Origin of the sequence: Paraburkholderia sp. SIMBA_027 (assembly GCF_046535315.1) — a bacterium.
Classification (GTDB): Bacteria; Pseudomonadota; Gammaproteobacteria; order Burkholderiales; family Burkholderiaceae; genus Paraburkholderia; species Paraburkholderia tropica.
Window position 1 is genome coordinate 40,721 of record NZ_JAWRWY010000026.1, and the last position, 16,679, is coordinate 57,399.

At 54.6% G+C, this 16,679-nt stretch carries 10 protein-coding genes and 2 pseudogenes; 6 read left to right on the forward strand and 6 right to left on the reverse strand.

Translation table 11 applies throughout. The annotated features are described in order from the left end of the window. Positions 1-46: 46 nt before the first annotated feature. The 3 genes from SB764_RS34380 to SB764_RS34390 form a co-directional block, all read right to left on the reverse strand. Positions 47-1,264 (reverse strand): D-alanyl-D-alanine carboxypeptidase family protein, encoded by a 1,218-nt coding sequence (locus SB764_RS34380; protein ID WP_348966823.1) that lies wholly within the window; start codon positions 1,262-1,264, stop codon positions 47-49. 88 nt (positions 1,265-1,352) lie between these two features. Beyond that, the gene (locus SB764_RS34385) at positions 1,353-2,381 is read right to left on the reverse strand and encodes a sterol desaturase family protein (protein ID WP_110329874.1); all 1,029 of its coding nucleotides are present in this window, start codon (positions 2,379-2,381) and stop codon (positions 1,353-1,355) included. Between the two features lie 20 nt (positions 2,382-2,401). Continuing rightward, positions 2,402-3,391 carry a beta-propeller fold lactonase family protein gene (locus SB764_RS34390; RefSeq protein WP_183040707.1) on the reverse strand — a complete coding sequence of 330 codons (990 nt, stop codon included), beginning with the start codon at positions 3,389-3,391 and terminating at the stop codon, positions 2,402-2,404. A gap of 1,072 nt (positions 3,392-4,463) precedes the next feature. On the opposite strand from SB764_RS34390, the gene SB764_RS34395 reads away from it, so the two are divergent. Then, complete coding sequence (locus SB764_RS34395) at positions 4,464-7,331, forward strand: EAL domain-containing protein (RefSeq protein ID WP_348966824.1); 2,868 nt, start codon at positions 4,464-4,466, stop codon at positions 7,329-7,331. Positions 7,332-7,434: 103 nt separating this feature from the next. After that, positions 7,435-8,982: a methyl-accepting chemotaxis protein gene (locus SB764_RS34400; protein WP_348966825.1), complete on the forward strand. Its 1,548-nt coding sequence runs from the start codon at positions 7,435-7,437 to the stop codon at positions 8,980-8,982. 364 nt (positions 8,983-9,346) lie between these two features. On the opposite strand, the gene SB764_RS34405 is transcribed toward SB764_RS34400, so the two are convergent. Further along, positions 9,347-9,823, reverse strand: coding sequence for a helix-turn-helix domain-containing protein (locus SB764_RS34405; protein ID WP_348966826.1), 477 nt, complete (start codon positions 9,821-9,823; stop codon positions 9,347-9,349). 395 nt (positions 9,824-10,218) lie between these two features. On the opposite strand from SB764_RS34405, the gene SB764_RS34410 reads away from it, so the two are divergent. The 3 genes and pseudogenes from SB764_RS34410 to SB764_RS34420 all read left to right on the forward strand — a co-directional run. After that, positions 10,219-11,313 carry an NmrA family NAD(P)-binding protein gene (locus tag SB764_RS34410; RefSeq protein ID WP_348966827.1) on the forward strand — a complete coding sequence of 365 codons (1,095 nt, stop codon included), beginning with the start codon at positions 10,219-10,221 and terminating at the stop codon, positions 11,311-11,313. A gap of 483 nt (positions 11,314-11,796) precedes the next feature. Further along, complete coding sequence (locus tag SB764_RS34415) at positions 11,797-12,756, forward strand: CPBP family intramembrane glutamic endopeptidase (RefSeq protein ID WP_348966828.1); 960 nt, start codon at positions 11,797-11,799, stop codon at positions 12,754-12,756. Positions 12,757-12,886: 130 nt separating this feature from the next. Beyond that, positions 12,887-13,390: pseudogene (locus SB764_RS34420) on the forward strand (transposase); the annotation flags it as partial. 667 nt (positions 13,391-14,057) lie between these two features. On the opposite strand, the gene SB764_RS34425 reads toward SB764_RS34420, so the two are convergent. Together SB764_RS34425 and SB764_RS34430 are read right to left on the reverse strand one after the other, a co-directional pair. Further along, positions 14,058-15,256, reverse strand: a protein-coding gene (locus SB764_RS34425; RefSeq protein ID WP_410866126.1) for an IS3 family transposase whose coding sequence is annotated in 2 segments (ribosomal slippage) — positions 14,058-14,941 and positions 14,941-15,256 — 1,200 coding nt in all. Because the reading frame shifts where the segments join, the coding sequence is not laid out codon by codon here. A 309-nt stretch (positions 15,257-15,565) separates the two neighbouring features. Then, a pseudogene (locus SB764_RS34430) lies at positions 15,566-15,874 on the reverse strand (transposase); the annotation flags it as partial. 276 nt (positions 15,875-16,150) lie between these two features. Here SB764_RS34430 and SB764_RS34435 point away from each other — a divergent pair. Next, on the forward strand, positions 16,151-16,636 hold the full coding sequence (locus SB764_RS34435) for a winged helix-turn-helix transcriptional regulator (protein ID WP_146230131.1): 486 nt from the start codon (positions 16,151-16,153) through the stop codon (positions 16,634-16,636). The last annotated feature ends 43 nt before the right edge of the window (positions 16,637-16,679 follow it).

The following is a 16,679-nucleotide window of genomic DNA, read 5'->3' on the forward strand; positions in this document are numbered from 1 at the left end:
TACGCGCGGGAAGGGCTGGTAATGAGGGACCAGCTAATGCGGGCGTTTAAACTTTGCTGCCGAGCATGAGCTGAAGCGAATCCCAGGCGCGGTCGAGCAAACCGGCTTGAGGCACGGCCCAAAGCGTTGCGAGCGGCACCTGCGTTAGCACCTTGCCCTGATCGAGAATGGTCACCGTGCCCACCTGTTCGCCAGCGCTCAGCGGCGCGAAGAGCGGTGTATTCACCTTGATGCTCGACGTAATCTGGGCGCGCGTCCCGGCGGGAATCGTGGCCACAACATTCTGCGTCGGCGCAACGTCGACGTTGAGACGCGTGCCTTTATAAACGCGCGCAAGCGATATCGCCTGGCCCGCGCGGAAGAACGGCACCGCATCGAATGCGTGATACGCGAAATTGAGCAGCTTGAGACTGTCTGCCACGCGAGCGGGCTCCGTGGGCTCGCCCATGACGACGCTGATCACGCGTCGCGACGTGCCGGGTGCGCCTTCGACATCGCGATTCGCGCTGGCGATCAGGCAATAGCCAGCCGCCTGCGTGTGCCCGGTTTTCAGACCGTCCACGCTCGGGTCGAGCCAGAGCAGGCGGTTGCGATTCGGCTGGCGAATCCGGTCGTAGGTGAATGTCTTCGTCGAGAAGATCGGGTAATACTCGGGAAAGTCGCTGATGATATGCGCAGTCAGCGTGGCCAGGTCGCCCGCGCTCGTAAAGTGCTGCGGACTGGGCATGCCGTTGACGTCGGAGAAATGCGTATGCGCCATGCCCAGACTGGCGGCTTCGGCATTCATCATCTGCACGAATTGCGCCTGACTGCCGCCCACGAGTTCGGACAGCGCAATCGCGGCGTCGTTGCCCGATTGCACGATCAAGCCATAGAGCAGGTCATGCACGCTCACGGGCTTGTTCGGCTCGATGAACATGCGCGATTCGTCGGTCCCGACGCTGCGCACCGCTTCGCCCGGCAGCACGGTCTGATCCATCGTGATGCGCTTCGCGTGCAGCGCCTGAAACACGAGATAAGCGCTCATCAGTTTGGTCAACGACGCGGGTTCCGCGCGCGCATCGGCATTCGACGACGCGAGAATCTGATCCGAACCGGCGTCCATCAATACCCACGCGCGAGCCTGAAGCGCGGGCGGCGCCACTTGCGCGGACGCCTCGGTGCTCGTTAATGCGGTCAATGCAGTCAATGCGGTAATGAACGCGGCGCACACGGTACGGCGTGGAAAAGAAAACAGCGAGAGGCGGCAGGGCGTGCGGCGCATGATCGGGTGTAGATTGATTTGAATAGTGAAAAGCGGCGGCTATCGAACGAACAAACAAAAGAACGAGCGATCGAACGATGGACTCGCGTTAGCTACGCTCATAACGCGAGTCGACTGCGGCCGCCGATGCAGCCGTCATGCGTGCCTTGATACGGCAGAGCGCAAGCCATTGCTGCGCCCAGACACCCTTGCCGTAATTGCGTCCCCGCTGTTCCGGCCGATCCAGTTGATCGGTAATGCCGGTGGGTTCCACTGCGGTTTCCCAGGAAGCCGTGCGGAAAATCATGTCCCACCATGGAAATAGCACGCCGAAATTGCAGCCATAGGCCGTGCCGGTATGGCCGTATTCCATGGCGTGATGGCGTCGATGAAACGACGGGCTCACAATGACGCGTTCGAGCCACCATCCATAAGGCAGGCGCGCATTCACATGCTGGATCGCCTGCAACGTATTGCTGACCGCGACCAGTACGACGAATTGCCCCGGCTGAACGCCGATGAACAAACTGACCACGGTAAAGAAAGCCGTTTGCACGATGTCGTCGACGAAATGATTGCGGTCGTCGTTCCAGAGCGACATCTGGCGCTGACTGTGATGAACCGCATGCAGTTCCCACCAGATGCCGAACCGGTGTTGCCAGCGGTGATACCAGTAGCCGAGAAAATCGAGCACCACGAGATAAATCGCAAATGAAACGAGTGGCTGATCGGTCAGGCCGGGCGCGATCTCATCGAGATTCACGGTCCAGATGTTTTTGACCGTCATCCACGTTTCCAGATGATTGATCGTGGGTTGGAGCCAGACGAAAAAGAGCGCATTGACGATGCCCAGTTTCGCGATCCACGTGTACCAGACGTCGGGCCACAAAGCGCGACGCTGTTCCCATTGTTCAATCGGACGCCATGCCTCAAGCGGACGCAGAATCGCGAACGTCACCGCAATTTCGAGCACGCCGACCACCGCCCAATAGAGCGCGTCGTAGGCGTCTTCGTCGTAGTCCATCAAATGAAGATGGAACAGCAAGGGCTGGACGATGTAGATATAGGCGTCGGTTTGAAGCAAACCGACGAAGCGCTCAAATTCAAGGCCCATTCCTGTTCCCATTGCATGCAGCATCGTTTTTTCCTGCCAGCCGATCAATCAGGATTGGGCGCGTAGACGGGCGCGCGGTCGCCCATGAAAATGCCGTGCGGAGAGCGGCCCACTTCGATCGTGGATACGAGCTTGCGCGTCGCAAGGTCGATCACGCCCACGTGGCGCGAGAAGCGGAAGGTCACCCAGAGATGGCGGCGATCGGCTTGCAATTCCATATCGTCGGGGCCGGGCATGAGGCCGGTGATATCGCCGGTATTGGTCAGCGTCTTGTAATCGAGAATGCTGATGGTGCTGTCGACGCGATTCGTGACAGCGACATGTGTGCCGTCGTCGAGCGAGCGGAAATTGTGCGCGCCACGTCCTGTATGAATCTTCTTGACGACGGTGTGCGTCTGCGTATCGACTACCGTCACGTTGTCTTCGCCCGTCATGCCGACCAGCAGAAAACGGTTACCGGGCACCATCCACAGGCCGGCTGGATCGTCGCCCACATGCACGCGCCACCGTATCGTCTGCGTCGGCAGGTCGATGGCCGCGATCTCACCGGATTCCTGCAACGAGACGAACACCGTCTTGTTGTCGAGCGAGAACGTCATGTGGCTGGGCATTTTGCGAATCGGCACGTGTTTCGCGAGCGAGAAATGCTGGCCGTCGTAGCGGTAGATATCGACGCGATCGAGTCGAAGCCCGTTCGTGACGAACCATTTGCCATCTGGAGAAAAGCCGAGCTGATACGGATCTTCCATGTCCTGAAGCCAGCCGCGCACGGCGCCGGTGTGCGGATCGAGGAACATGAAATTGTCGGAAATGGAATTCGCGACGATCAGCGTTTTGCCATCTGGCGTGATCATCAGATGATGCGGTTCTTTACCCGCAGGCATCACCGCGACGACCTTGCGCGTCGCTTCGTCGATCAGATTGATCTTCGCCTCGCCGGAATCCAGCACGACCACGTTCTCGGCCATCGCGCCGGGAAGAACTCCCGCGAGCGCAATCAACAGGGTGAAATTGTATAAACAGCGAAAGCGCATCGAAATAAACTGGATGACGGTTGAAAGGCGCGGGTGAAGCGTGGAGAATCAAGCGGCGTGCCGCGAAGTTGAGCGCGAATGTATCGGGAAAAAGCCGTGTATTCCAATTACTCGTTTTCATGAATGAATGAGTTATTCGAATAACTGGAGAGAATTTCACCGTATATGGATGGGAGATTCAGTTCGTGAAATAAATAGTTACGTATTCGCGCACTTTTTTCTGCGTTGGGCTATAAGATGTCGAAAATGTAATTGTTTGGACGGTGTGCTGTTATCGGCGAGCGAAGATAATGTTCTATTACGGTGCAGGGACACCAATCGCTCCGTTCTAAAGCGGGCCGCAGCCCGGCTTTTAGCGTCAGGACGTGCCGCTAGTACGGGTTGGTGCGACGCCAACGCGTGGAGAGCTTTCACAGAGCAACTGGACACCACTGTTGCATGAAATCGCTGCCATCTAATTTTAATGCACGGTCGGTCGTTTTTTTGACACGTTGCACATCAAGCTATTCCGGCACTGGTGATGAGGTTGAGATGGCGTTGGTGTGCGACGTCAGTCGCCCAATCTCCTCGAGTAAAAAGTGAGTCTGCTTCATTCTAATGTGTCGTAATTGACGGCCAGCGACAAAAAGGGGCATAACGTCTGACTTGGAGAGTTCCTTACTATCCGCTGCTAGTAAGCCGACCGAACGGTTTTTCGCATTTTTATCCAAATTTTGTTGTGTAGCTTCGTGTAGCGTTATCTGGATAGCGATACGACAGGCAATCGTTTTCCACCAATCGTATGTACCGATTTCGTCTAATAAATATGTCGAGCGCCAGATCTGAATGCTAGTTCGTAACGCGCATCCGAGATGGCCATCCATCCAAAGGTTGACCTGACAGGTCAACTGCGGAACGAATGCGAATAGCCGCCTTAGCGAACTGTTGAAGGAAGGCTATGACGTCTCGACGGATCGAAAAAATATGGGGCTGGAACGTAATAAATTCGTTCCGGGAAGGCAGCTTAGTGCTTGGCGCTGTATGGCGAATGCACAGCGCCTGACGTACAGAATTCTTAGTGAAGGCAGTTGGCATGTCGTTTGTCAAAAGTTCCAAATTTGGCACCCAGATTGGCGTGTCGCTTTTTGCCATGGTGGCACTTCTGGTTGTTCTCGGAACCGCGAGCCTCCATGCAATACGGGGCGAATACCAGTACGTCAGCCAATATCAGGACAGGTGGGCGAAGCGGGCGCGGATCTGTCTCCGTATGCAGGTGACCTTGCAGTCGATTCAGGCAATCGCATCCCGTCTCACGCAAGCACGGGACGAAGAAAAAGGTGAAGCGCTAAGGAATTCATTCGATAGCGCCGTGGATGAATACCGGAAAGAGGTAGAAGACTACGAGCGATACGCAGCCGAGGCGGGTGATCAGGAAAAGATCATTTGGCATGATATGTATGCGTTATCCTCACTGTATCTGCTCGCAAACCGACAGCCGCCTTTGCGGGGCGATCAGTCTGCCCAAGCTAACGCCGATCAGCCCGACGTCGCATCCTTGGCGTACGTCGGGGTGATCCAGAGCGACGCGAGTGATATCGTAAAGCTAATTCTGGTCGATAGTAGAGAAAAGCTGCAAGATGCGAACGCCCTGGATGAGCGGGCGCAGCGCGCTGTTGGACTTATTCTATTGATCGCAATCTCGATCGCGATATTTTCGGCTGCGGCTCTTAGACGATCACTTTTCATACAGCTCGGAGCGGATCCAAGGGATCTGGTCGAGCGAGCGAAAGCCATCTCATTGGGAGACTTTAGCGGTCAGATCGCGCTTCGCAGCGAAAACCCGGATAGCCTTGCATTCTCTATCGCGACCATGCGGGACAAGCTTGCGTCATTTATTACGGAAAGCAGGAACGCAGCTGCCCGATATCAGGCGCTCTACGAAAAGACGCCGGTTATGCTGTTCTCAGTCGACAGCTCGGGAAAAATTCTGCATGTCAGTGACCGTTGGCTTCAATCCACGGGATACGCACGGTCTGACGTCTTGGGGAGACCCTTAGAAGAATTCTATCTTCTGAAAGGCGGCGAGTGCGCTGAAGTCGAGATCCGGCAGGTGTTTGCCGGGGGGGAAGTAGGGAAGGTGACGCGCACAGTGCTGTGCAACGACGGGTCGACGATCGATGTCGAGGTCGCTGCGGTTGTTTCGTCGGACGCTAACGGCGCGTCGATGTCTCTTTCGTCATGGCAGGATGTCACGGAGCGAAATCGCATTCGAGAGGCGCTTCTAGCCGAACATCGCCGGCTAAAGGTTACCCTTGACTCAATCGGCGATGGTGTAATCGCGGCTGACCGGAAAGGACGAATTGAGTATGTCAATCCGGCGGCAGAGGAACTGACAGGTTGGAAAAGTGCAGAGGTGCAAGGTAAAAGCATTTCAAGCGTGTTGAATCTATCGACAAAAGACGGCTCCTACGATGGCGTAAGGCGAGGCATAAATTCCTCCAGAAGCTTTACCGGAACTGAACATCGAACGCTAATTCACAGAACTGGTGAAGCTAAGATCGTGGAATGCATGGCATCTGCTATACCGGGTTCAGGCGATAGCGGCCCGATTGGTACGGTTTTCATTGTTCGAGATATCTCGGAAACCGTCCGACTACATGAGGAGCTGATGTATCGGGCTACGCACGATTCCCTCACAGGTGTTCTGAATCGAGATGAGTTTGAGGCGCGGGTTAGCCATGTCGTGACGGGAGCGCAAAAGGCGACGACATTGACGTACGCACTAATGAGCATAGATCTGGACCAGTTCAAGATCGTAAATGATGCCGGCGGTCACGCTGCGGGGGACCGTGTGCTCAAGCAGGTAGCGCAGATTGTATGCGGAGTCATACGAAGCGAAGATACTTTTGCCAGGGTCGGTGGCGATGAGTTCGGGTTGCTGGTTTGCCGCGACAGCACTGAATCTGTGCATTCCTTGGCCACGAAAATTTGTCGGGGGTTGGATAATTATCGCTTTCGCGTTGGAGATGTCTACGTGCACGTAGGTGTCAGTATCGGGTTGGTAGTGCTGGATGGGAGCTGGACATCAAAAGAAGCGTTACTGCGCGCCGCAGATAGCGCCTGCTACGCCGCGAAGGCATCTGGACGCAATCGGGTTCATGTCTACACCCCAACTGACGGTGTAATTGAGTCTCAGCGCAACGACATGCAGTGGGCTAGGCGTCTGGAGGCAGCACTTGATAGCGATCAATTCATTCTCTACTTTCAACGGATCGTTCCGCTGAAAGAGCGTACTGAGCAAGTACATGGTGAAGTTCTTTTGAGGCTTAGAGATACGGGCGACAAGCTTATCGGACCGGGCAAATTTCTGCCGGCTGCAGAACGTTTCAATCTTGCCAGCAAGATTGACAGATGGGTTGTACGGAGTGTCTTTCGTATCCTTAACGATCATGCCGATAATTGTGACAAAATTTCGACAATTTCTATAAATCTATCAGGTAATTCTATAAGTGATCCTGAATTCACGGAATTCCTTTCGCAGGAAATACGTATAGCAAAGTTCAAAACGGGGATAATTTGCTTCGAGATCACAGAGACGGCTGTCATCACAAATTTTTATGCGGCAAGTTTGTTCTTTTCAACAATGAAGAAGGAAGGAGTGCGCTTTGCGCTAGATGACTTCGGGAGTGGTGCATCTTCATTTGGCTATCTGAAGGCTCTGCCGATTGACTACATAAAAATAGATGGTCAATTTGTTCGAGAGCTCGAATCTGATCCTGTCAGTCAGATCGCAGTAAAGTGTATAAATGACGTGGCAAGAGTTACTGGGAAGAAAACCGTGGCAGAGTTTGTTGAGACGAAAGAAGTAGACGACATGCTAATGGACATGGGCGTGGATTACTCGCAGGGCTATTTGCACCACCGTCCGTCGCCTTTGGACGAACTTTTCGATATCGACTAAGCGCGGCCATTTTAATCTGCTAATAATTAAATTAATTTAAGGGCGGCTCGACGATAAGGTCGAGAGTTTGTCTTGTATATTTTTTGTAAAATCACTAGAAGAAATGTCACTTTCTAAACGACTCATAGCGATGCTCTCAATCGCATTGACTGCCATGATCTTCGTTGGTGGTGTTGGACTATTGCGACTGTATGAAGCACAGCAGCGATTCGAGTACATTCAGACTAAGATTATCCCGAGCATCAAGGAGCTCGAAGAGGCACGTTTAAATGCTGATGGCTATTCGCGTTTGGTCTTCCAGTATCTCTTGAGCACAGATGATTCGGACAAAGCGCAAGTCCAACAGCAGATGGATCGAGTTGCAGCGTTATTGGGCCAGCATCTGGCAACGTATGCGAAGGATGACCTTTCAGACGGGGCAGACCGCGAGATGCTGGAAGACGATAAGGCAAATTTTTCCACTTACCAAGCGGAGTTAGGCAGCTTCAAGGCGAAAGCCCTTGCCGGCGATATTGACGGTGCCAAGAACATGTTGGTTGAGGGCGGAGTTGTGGGGGTGGCGGGTGCCAAATTGCGGAGCGGTCTTTCGGATCACATCGAATACAACGTTCGGCTGAGCCATGATTTGGGTGGCCGGAATAACGCGGACTACTCGCAAGCGTTGTGGCTGTTGCTGGCTTGTATGGCGGTGGGAGGGATCATGAGCGGTGGGCAGGGAGTGATGTTATACCGCTCAATGACTTCTGGCTTGAAGCGGATGCAAGGCGCAATGGAGCACGTCAGCGACTCACTGGATCTGACTCACAACGTAAAGATCGATCGCGAGGATGAAATCGGCTATACGGCAGTCGCGTTCAATGCGTTGCTGGCTAGCGTTTCCAAGGTCGTTGGCGAGGTGAGGCAGACGGCGAACGCTGTGAGCATTGCGTCTAAGCAGATTGCTGTCGGCAGTACGGACTTGTCCCAGCGTACGGAAGAGCAGGCGGCATCTTTAGAGGAGACAGCCTCGAGTATGGAAGAGCTTACCGCGATCGTAAGGCGAAATGCCGATAACTCAATGCAAGCGACAATGCTTGCCAAAATGGCATTGGAAGTAGCGAGGCACGGTGGCGATGCAGTTAAACGTGTCGTGGAAACTATGGGGATGATTTCCGACAGCTCGGCGAAAGTTGGCGAAATCATTGGCGTAATTGAGGGAATTGCGTTTCAAACAAATATCTTGGCGCTTAATGCGGCGGTCGAGGCTGCGCGCGCTGGGGAGCAAGGTCGCGGGTTTGCGGTTGTGGCGGGGGAGGTTCGAACACTTGCGCAAAGAAGCGCGACCGCAGCGAAGGAGATCAACGACCTGATTGGCGAGTCAATGACGCGTGTGGCCGCGGGTTCGAATTTCGTCGCAGAAGCGGGTGGCAGGATTGGCGAGATCGTGGAGTCAGTCCAACGCCTCGCCGACATGGTGGACGAAATCCTGACGGCCTCGGAAGGCCAGCGCACCGGTATCGAACAGGTTAATCAAGCGGTTGCCCAGATGGATCAAGTTACGCAGCAAAATGCGGCATTGGTCGAACAAGCTTCGGCCGCCGCACAATCGATGGCGGAAGAAGCGAACAAAATGCAAAGTGCTGTTGCAAACTTCCGTATTAACGATGTGTGAGATCGGCCAGTGAGGATACTCGGGACAGAAAATGGTTGGACGAGACGGGTAGTGGCCTTGTCTAGCGGCGGCCACGGCCACAGATAGGATAACTCGCTGACTGAAATGATCAACGGCATGGACGAGACAGAACTGATTCCCTGCGGGCACCATTGAGATGACCGAATTGGTTGAAGTGGCAACCACGGTAGGGGTAAGCAGGTAAAACAACAAATGGCAGCGCATGGGGCCAGTAGGCTATATCTAGCCTGCTGAAGTTGAACCAAACTACTGGGACAATATCGGAGATTTTGCTGGGCTACGTCAGCGGGGGAGGTCAACGGGTTGAACTCAACCCAAGGCACTTCATAATTCCCAGTGTGATTTAGCGACTGTCGGTATCGCTCAAATTTTTTCGAGCGCGATCCGCTTGAGATAGGCGCCAGCGCATCAGATCATCTGCTCCTCGACCAGCTTGTACTTCTACGTCTTGCGGGCGCAACTTCTTGCCGGTGCTCAGGTCTACCAAGGTCCAGCCCACATCAGCCCCAGACTTCCGGTTCACGAATTTCAGCGGAGATTCGTTCCCGTTTGAATCATTCCAACTATCGCCGATCTGAGCGAGCAGCATGAGTGCAGGTGCAATCTGCCGCCCTTTCGGCGTTAGAGTATATTCGAAGCGCTCGGGGCTGAACTGGTAGCGCTGTCGTTCGAGAAGTCCATTCGCCTCAAGATGTTTTAGGCGATCGCTAAGCGTTGCGTTAGTTACGCCGCTTGATCGGCGCAAATCCTCGTACCGCCTGAGGCCTAAAACTAGGTCTCGCAGGATCAGTAGACCCCAGCGGTCTCCGATTGCTGCCATGACAGTGGCAACCGAGCATACCATCCCATCGAAACCCTTCGAGCGCATAAACAGTACCTCTTGTATTCGCCATACCTGGTTGCGAGAGATTTTATTACAAGATGCTCCGGGCTGTAAGGCTGACACTATTGAAAACTACCTGACGGTCGTGGCCGGGCGAGGGCTTTCTTGCTTGAGACTTATGGCATTGAACAGTCACCTCGCCTCGCGCCCAAATGTCTTCGAAAGCGAACATTCAGAAGATAGGTCTTGCCCCACCGAACAGTAACTCTTATTATTGTAGTATCGTGCCAGTCGGCGTTGACAGACCGGTGGGCACGAAATCATCATCGTCGTTGATGCGAAAATTGACCGGCAACCGGGCAGTCTGCCTGGTCCCAGACTCGGAAATAAGCATGGCATTTCAGGATCCCTCAAGAATCTTTGTCGTGGGTGGTACCGGAGCGCAAGGTTTCGCGGTCATTCGGGGCTTGGTTTCAGACAGGAAGTATTTTGTTCGAGCATTGAGTCGTGATCCTGCATCCCGGCGAGCCACAGCGCTGACAGCGCTCGGCAATGTGTCGATACTCAAGGGAACGTTTGCGGATGAGGCAGTTCTTCGCGCTGGGTTTCGAGATTGCGACGGGGCATATGTCAATATCGACGGATTCAACGCGGGCGAGAAAACTGAAATGTACTGGGCTATCCGCAGTTATGAGATAGCCATTGAAGAAGGTGTGAAATTCTTCGTGTACGGCAACCTCGATTACGGGCTTAAGCAGTCCGGCTATGACTCACGGTTCCGTACTGGGCACTATGACGGGAAAGGTCGGGTCGGCGAATGGATTCTGTTTCAGAATCAGTTCAATCGCGAACGTATGGGTGCGGCTCTGCTAACCACCGGTCCCTATATGGAAATGGCTTTCTCGGCAATGACGCCAATGACGCCCTCCATAGAATGCGGGGTCGCAACTTGGCGAGTGCCGCTTGGCATGGGCGCAGTACCCCATGCTGCATTGGAGGATTGCGGGTATTACGCAAGGTGGCTCTTTGATAACCAGAGTCGTGCCAATGGAATGGATCTGGCGGTGGCCATAGAGCACGTTGAATATGGCAAGCTTGCGGAGGCGTTCGAGCGAGTGACAGGGCATCCGGCGCGCTATATTGACACTGAGCTCGACGCCTATTGGAGCGGCCCGCTAAAGGCTGCCGCAAGCCTTCCGGCTGGATATAACGCCGATCCCCATGACAAAAGCACGATGAGTTTTCGCGATAATTTCACGGGGTTCTGGAACCTCTGGAAGTTTGGGATCGTGAAGAGAGACTACGCTTTACTTGATGAAATCCATCCAACACGAATCAGAAGCGTCGAATCGTGGCTGCGGCGAGAAGATGAGCTGGGAAAGGTGCAGGGTAAGGGGGGGCTTTGGGAGCGGATTCAGCCCGAAAACCTGTTCAAATCGCCGCCACTATTGAAATTGTCCGAGGATAGACGGAAAGGTGGGCTGTGAGCTTTAACGCTAACTGTTTTGGTTGCATCTCAATGACGGCTGCCCTCGCCTCTTGATTTGTGGACGTGGCAATCCGCAACGCGGCTGCGCGAGCCGCTCTGGTGATGCACAGTGTGCATGGATTGATTGAGTCGAGGTAGCTTGACCGGCACCTCCGGAACGGACCGTTCAGTTCCTACGTGAGCAACAGCAACGTCGGACAGCTCAATCGAGATGGTCAATCTGTCTTGCGTCGACCGCCTTTGGTGCGATGGGGCGAACAGCAGGGTAACCGGTCTAACGGCGCTTGTAGCTGTACTGATTGATTCGAAAGAGCATTACTGCGGTTTTTAAATTCCAATCTGGGCATTAATTTATCCGATATGCAAACTAGGTTTTGTCATGAAAAACGTAGGGAATCGTAGATTTCGCTCTATTCGATTTTTTGCAAATGATTTCTCCACCATATGATGGATAATCTTAATATGTCATGCGGGATGAAAATTGCTGAAAGATAAGCAAAATTTGCATGCGCGAGATGTCCATTACACGGCCGCGGGACGGGGTGGAAAGCTACGCTGGATGTTTGTCGGAAGATGTGGCATTCGCGCTGGATGGGGGGCTCTGCTGTTTGTCGCTATATTCGCCATCGCGGATGTTGGTCTGGGATTTGTGGCGGGGCACTTTTTGCCCCGGCCTGACAACGCCCACGTACAGCCTCTGGCGAACGGGTTGGTGATGAACTGCATAAACCTGTTCGCTGTAGCTGTCGCTACGGCGTCCCTGGCCAAAATCGAGGGCAGGTCGTTATTCGCCTATGGGCTGCAAGGCAGCGACCGCGGACCTCGGCTCCTCTCAGGAGCGGTTTTCGGTTTCGTAGCGATCTCCATCCTGGTGTTGTCATTGTGGCAATTTGGTCTTCTTCGTCTCGACGTCTCGACGACTGAGCGCGGATTTCAGGCGTGGCGATACGCCGTCATATGGGCCATCGCATTCATCATGGCCGGAATCTCCGAGGAGTCTTTGTTGCGGGGCTATCTTCAATACACCCTGTCGCGAGGTATGGGGTTCTGGCCGTCTTCGGTGTTCCTATCTCTTGTGTTTGGTGCGATGCACTGGACTAACCCGGGCGAAACGCTGGTTGGCGTTCTGGCGGCGACGTTGATGGGACTTATTCTTTGCATGACACTCTGGTTCACCGGCTCACTCTGGTGGGCGATTGGCTTCCACGCCGCTTGGGACTGGGGTGAGTCTGCGGTATACGGGAATTCAGATAGTGGGAGGCTTATCGAACATGCAGTATTCACCTCGGAACCATTGGGAAATATGTTGCTAACCGGAGGTGGTGCCGGCCCTGAGGGTAGTCTATTGATCTTCCCGCTAATGGGGATAATCGCGCTGCTGATCTGGGTACGTTCAGGTTTGAATCCCAGTTCGTCGTTCACGCAAACTTCCCGTGAATGATGGGGCGATGTGCTTCGTCAAGCGAAAGGGGCTGGCTTTGGTTGGTAAATGGTACCGTCGTGCAGCATGAGGTTCCCCCGACTGTTGATTTGCAAGGAATCCTGACGCGGGGATCCGTGCAAATCAACAGATCGCTGTCACAGACGGCCTCAAGAGCATGCCCGAAGCGCTTGCAGCCGTGTTGCCGGCCACCACGCTGTAAACCTGCATCCTGCATCTGATCCGCATCAGCCTCGATTATGCGAGCTAGAGAGATTGCAGATCGCTTGCCGCAGCCATTCGCCGGATCTATCCCGCTGCGAGCGCGGAAGCGGCGCGGGCCGAACTGGATGCGTTCGCCGAAGGGCTATGGGGCCAGAGATTCCCACCCTGTCGGTGTCGCTTGACGCAATGCATGGGATCGCATGATCCCGTTCCTCGCGTTTCTACCGGGAATACGAAAGAGTATTTACACTACGAACGCCATCGAGAATATCAACTCGCAGCTAAGCAAGATCATCAAGGCCGGGGGCACTTTCCCAGCGACGATGAGGCAACAAAACTCATCTGGGTGGGGCTTCGCAACATTACTGCCGGTTGGGGGGGGGGGGCTCACGATTGGGAGGCGGCGATGAACCAATTCGCTATCCTCTATGCGATCGATTCTTCGAGCATCCGTGCGAATGTAGATCTGAGAAGCGCGGCGCGTTACGGCGGGCAACGCTGTGCAGTTGCACGGGCTTGTGATTGCGGCTTCGTTCGCTGTTTTCATTGCACATTCCTTGCATACTTGATTCGAAAATAACTGATAAATTCAAACACTTTCGTTTGACATATTTAAAGTACATGCTGATAATAAATAACTCGGATACGATCCAATCGAAAGGCAGACTCCACCACGCCTCGTAACTTGCGCTAACAGCTTTCCGACTGGCGTTGCTTTTTGCTAGCTCGTGATGTTTTGTGTCGGTCCAACATATCCTTCGTTTGACGTTCTATTCTCGCTGTATGTGGGAGGCGCAGATGCTGGATGACGACGTAAGATTCGTAAATAGGTTAGCTTTCGGTTGTGGGTTACAGTTTGAAATTCGGTTGTATTTCGTTTTATATTGCGCAATCCTATTTGGAAATTGTCTGCGGCCCATAGATCTGCTGCTCCGGCACATCCGGGGCAAGTTTCGTTGTCGTTCGCGCTTCGCCCCCAAGTAGCGCGATTTGTGCCGGCCACTGTGGCCGGCATTTTTTTTGGTGAACTTCCTAATTAGGTAGTCCTGTTTTAGTACGATGGAGTTGCCCCTGCAATTCAGGACACGCGGACACTGTTAGGTTGATGGCACCGCTGCGCGTCTGAACTCGCGAGGCGAGCGGTATTTCAGGGCTTTGTGCGGGTGGCGCTCATTGTAGTGCTCAAATGCGATGGCCAGACGCGAGAGCGCTGTTGGTGCGTCGGACTTGTCCATAAACGCGACGTAATTGTGCTTCATGGTCTTCACGAATGATTCGGCCATGCCATTGCTCTGCGGCGAACGGACCGGCGTGGTTAGCGGCTCAAGTCCCAGTTCACGAGCGAAGCTGCGAGTGCGGTGGTCGCTGTATGCCGAGCCATTGTCCGATAGCCATTCGATGGTTTGCGTAGCCTGCGTGGTGCCGAAGCGCTGTTCGACGGCAGCCAGCATCACGTCGCGCACCACATCACCACTATGGCCGCCAGTCGTCGCCGCCCAGCTAATCGCTTCCCGGTCGCAGCAGTCCAGGGCGAACGTGACGCGCAGCGGTGTGCCATCGTCGCACCGGAACTCAAAGCCATCGGAGCACCAGCGGGTGTTGCTTCGGTCAACAGCAACACGACCGCCATGCCGTCGAGTGTCTCGTCGCACGCCGGGGCGCCGCAGCAGCAACTGATGCTCACGCATAACCCGATACACGCGCTTGTGATTGATGCACGGCGCGCTGGTCTGTTCCCGACTACGGCGCAGCAGTGCCCAGATACGTCGGTAGCCGTACGTGGGGAGGTGCGCTACATCGGCCTGAATCTCGTGGACCAATGCCGAGTCGTCAGTCGGTTTGGCGCTACGGCCGTCGCGCCAATCGGGCGAGCGAACCTGTTTCGCTGCTACACCAGAGCGCGCCACGCCGAGAACTTCGCAGACCGTTTTCAAAGGTCGTCCCCCGGCAGCAAGGGCGAGCGCGCAATCAAGTTTTTTGAGCGGCCCCATTCAACAGCTTCTTTCAGGATTTCGACTTCCATCGTCTTTTTCCCGAGTAGCCGTTGCAGTTCCTTGATTTCCTTGATTGCGGCGGCCAGCTCAGATGCGGGCACAACGGTCTCGCCAGCCTTCACCGCCGCCAGACTGCCTTCCTGATATTGCTTGCGCCAGCCGAACACCTGGTTGGCATTCACGCCGTGCCGGCGTGCCACCGCCGACACGGAGGCGCCCGGCTCCAATGTTTCCTGCACGATGGCGACTTTTTCCTGCGCGGTACGCCGACGACGGCGCTCCGGCTCGGTCAGAATTTCGATGGATTCCACGTAATGACTAGGCTTACTGTTAGGCACAAGACTATCTCTATTTTAAGAGAGTCCTCGTGTCCTCAGATACGCGGGGCTGCTCCATACGACGTGAAGTCGCGTGGACGATTGTTCCATTTGTGTTCGCCCGGAAGAGGAACCGATTGTTCGGTCTATCGTAACCTCCTCGTGTCCTTCATACGGAGCACGGTAGGTCCAATTGTCCGTCCTCGCCGGCGTACTGGCAAAGGCAGGTGACCCGTGAGGTGACTGTTGGAGTAGTGGATATGAAGACGCGGAGAAGGCGCATGGTGGACAGTAATATTCGACTACTTCTTTCAGGATTTCTGCCTCCTGCGTCTTCTTGCCAAGCAGACGCTGCAGTTCCCTGATTTCCTTCATCGCTGCAGCCAACTGTGAGGCTGGTACAACGGCCTCTCCAGCTTTCACCGCCGCCAGGCTGCCGTCCTCGTATTGTTTGCGCCAAACAAACACCTGGTTTGGGTTCACCCCATGCCGACGGGCAACCGCCGAAACCGTTGCTCCCGGCTCCAGGGTTTCCTGCACAATGGCCACTCTCTCTCGAACCGAACGCAGACGACGGCGCTCTGGCTCAGTCAGAACTTCAATGCTTTCCACAATTTGCGTAGGCTTGAAACTAGTCACAAGACTACCTCCTATTTTAAGAGGTGCCGCGTGTCCTGAGAATCAAGGGGCTACTCCATGGAACAGCTTCAGACGTGCAGAACAGCTATGATGAAATGGTCTCTAAGACATACATTACAATACCGACGTCCTGGAGGTTGCAGTCAGGCATAAGTATGGCTCATTCTCCACGCCTGTCAGGGCCGCTTTTCGCCGGCGTGGCAGTAGCCCTCTTTGATAGACTATTTGACGGAAATCGATATGAAGCGGAAAAGCTTTGCCGATATGGACTGCGCCGTCGCGCTGGCGTTAGAGCAGGTCGGCGAGTGGTGGAGTCTGCTGATCATACGCGATGCGTTACAAGGCTCGACACGCTTCGAACAGTTCCGCGACAGCCTGGACATTTCGCCGACCGTATTGTCGAAGCGCCTTACGTACCTGATCAGCGCCGGGCTAATGGAGCGGTATCGAGATTCGGCTGACGCCGGCCGGGATTCGTACCGCGTCACAGCAAAGGGGCGAGACTTGTCCCCGGTGCTGATCGCGCTATTTGCTTGGGGACGCCGCTATGTCAAAGGGCATCGATGGGGCATAGATTTCGTGGACCGTGAAACCGGCGAGGCCGTCGACCCCGTGCTGATCGATCGCAATACAGGAAAAGAAGTCAATCGCAACGATCACGCTTTCGTACCCGGCAGATATCCCTCCGAAGCGACGCTCAAGCGCTTAAAGCCGCTTGAGCGCTAAACGGCTTCACATGCGCACCAGCCCGAATTCTGGCGTGAAGGAG

What these genes read in the sequence shown, in the direction of transcription:
- SB764_RS34380 (WP_348966823.1), bottom strand. Translation starts at nt 1,264, where the DNA reads ATGCGCCGCACGCCCTGCCGCCTCTCGCTGTTTTCTTTTCCACGCCGT.
- SB764_RS34385 (WP_110329874.1), bottom strand. Translation starts at nt 2,381, where the DNA reads ATGCTGCATGCAATGGGAACAGGAATGGGCCTTGAATTTGAGCGCTTC.
- SB764_RS34390 (WP_183040707.1), bottom strand. Translation starts at nt 3,391, where the DNA reads ATGCGCTTTCGCTGTTTATACAATTTCACCCTGTTGATTGCGCTCGCG.
- SB764_RS34395 (WP_348966824.1), top strand. Translation starts at nt 4,464, where the DNA reads ATGTCGTTTGTCAAAAGTTCCAAATTTGGCACCCAGATTGGCGTGTCG.
- SB764_RS34400 (WP_348966825.1), top strand. Translation starts at nt 7,435, where the DNA reads ATGTCACTTTCTAAACGACTCATAGCGATGCTCTCAATCGCATTGACT.
- SB764_RS34405 (WP_348966826.1), bottom strand. Translation starts at nt 9,823, where the DNA reads ATGGCAGCAATCGGAGACCGCTGGGGTCTACTGATCCTGCGAGACCTA.
- SB764_RS34410 (WP_348966827.1), top strand. Translation starts at nt 10,219, where the DNA reads ATGGCATTTCAGGATCCCTCAAGAATCTTTGTCGTGGGTGGTACCGGA.
- SB764_RS34435 (WP_146230131.1), top strand. Translation starts at nt 16,151, where the DNA reads ATGAAGCGGAAAAGCTTTGCCGATATGGACTGCGCCGTCGCGCTGGCG.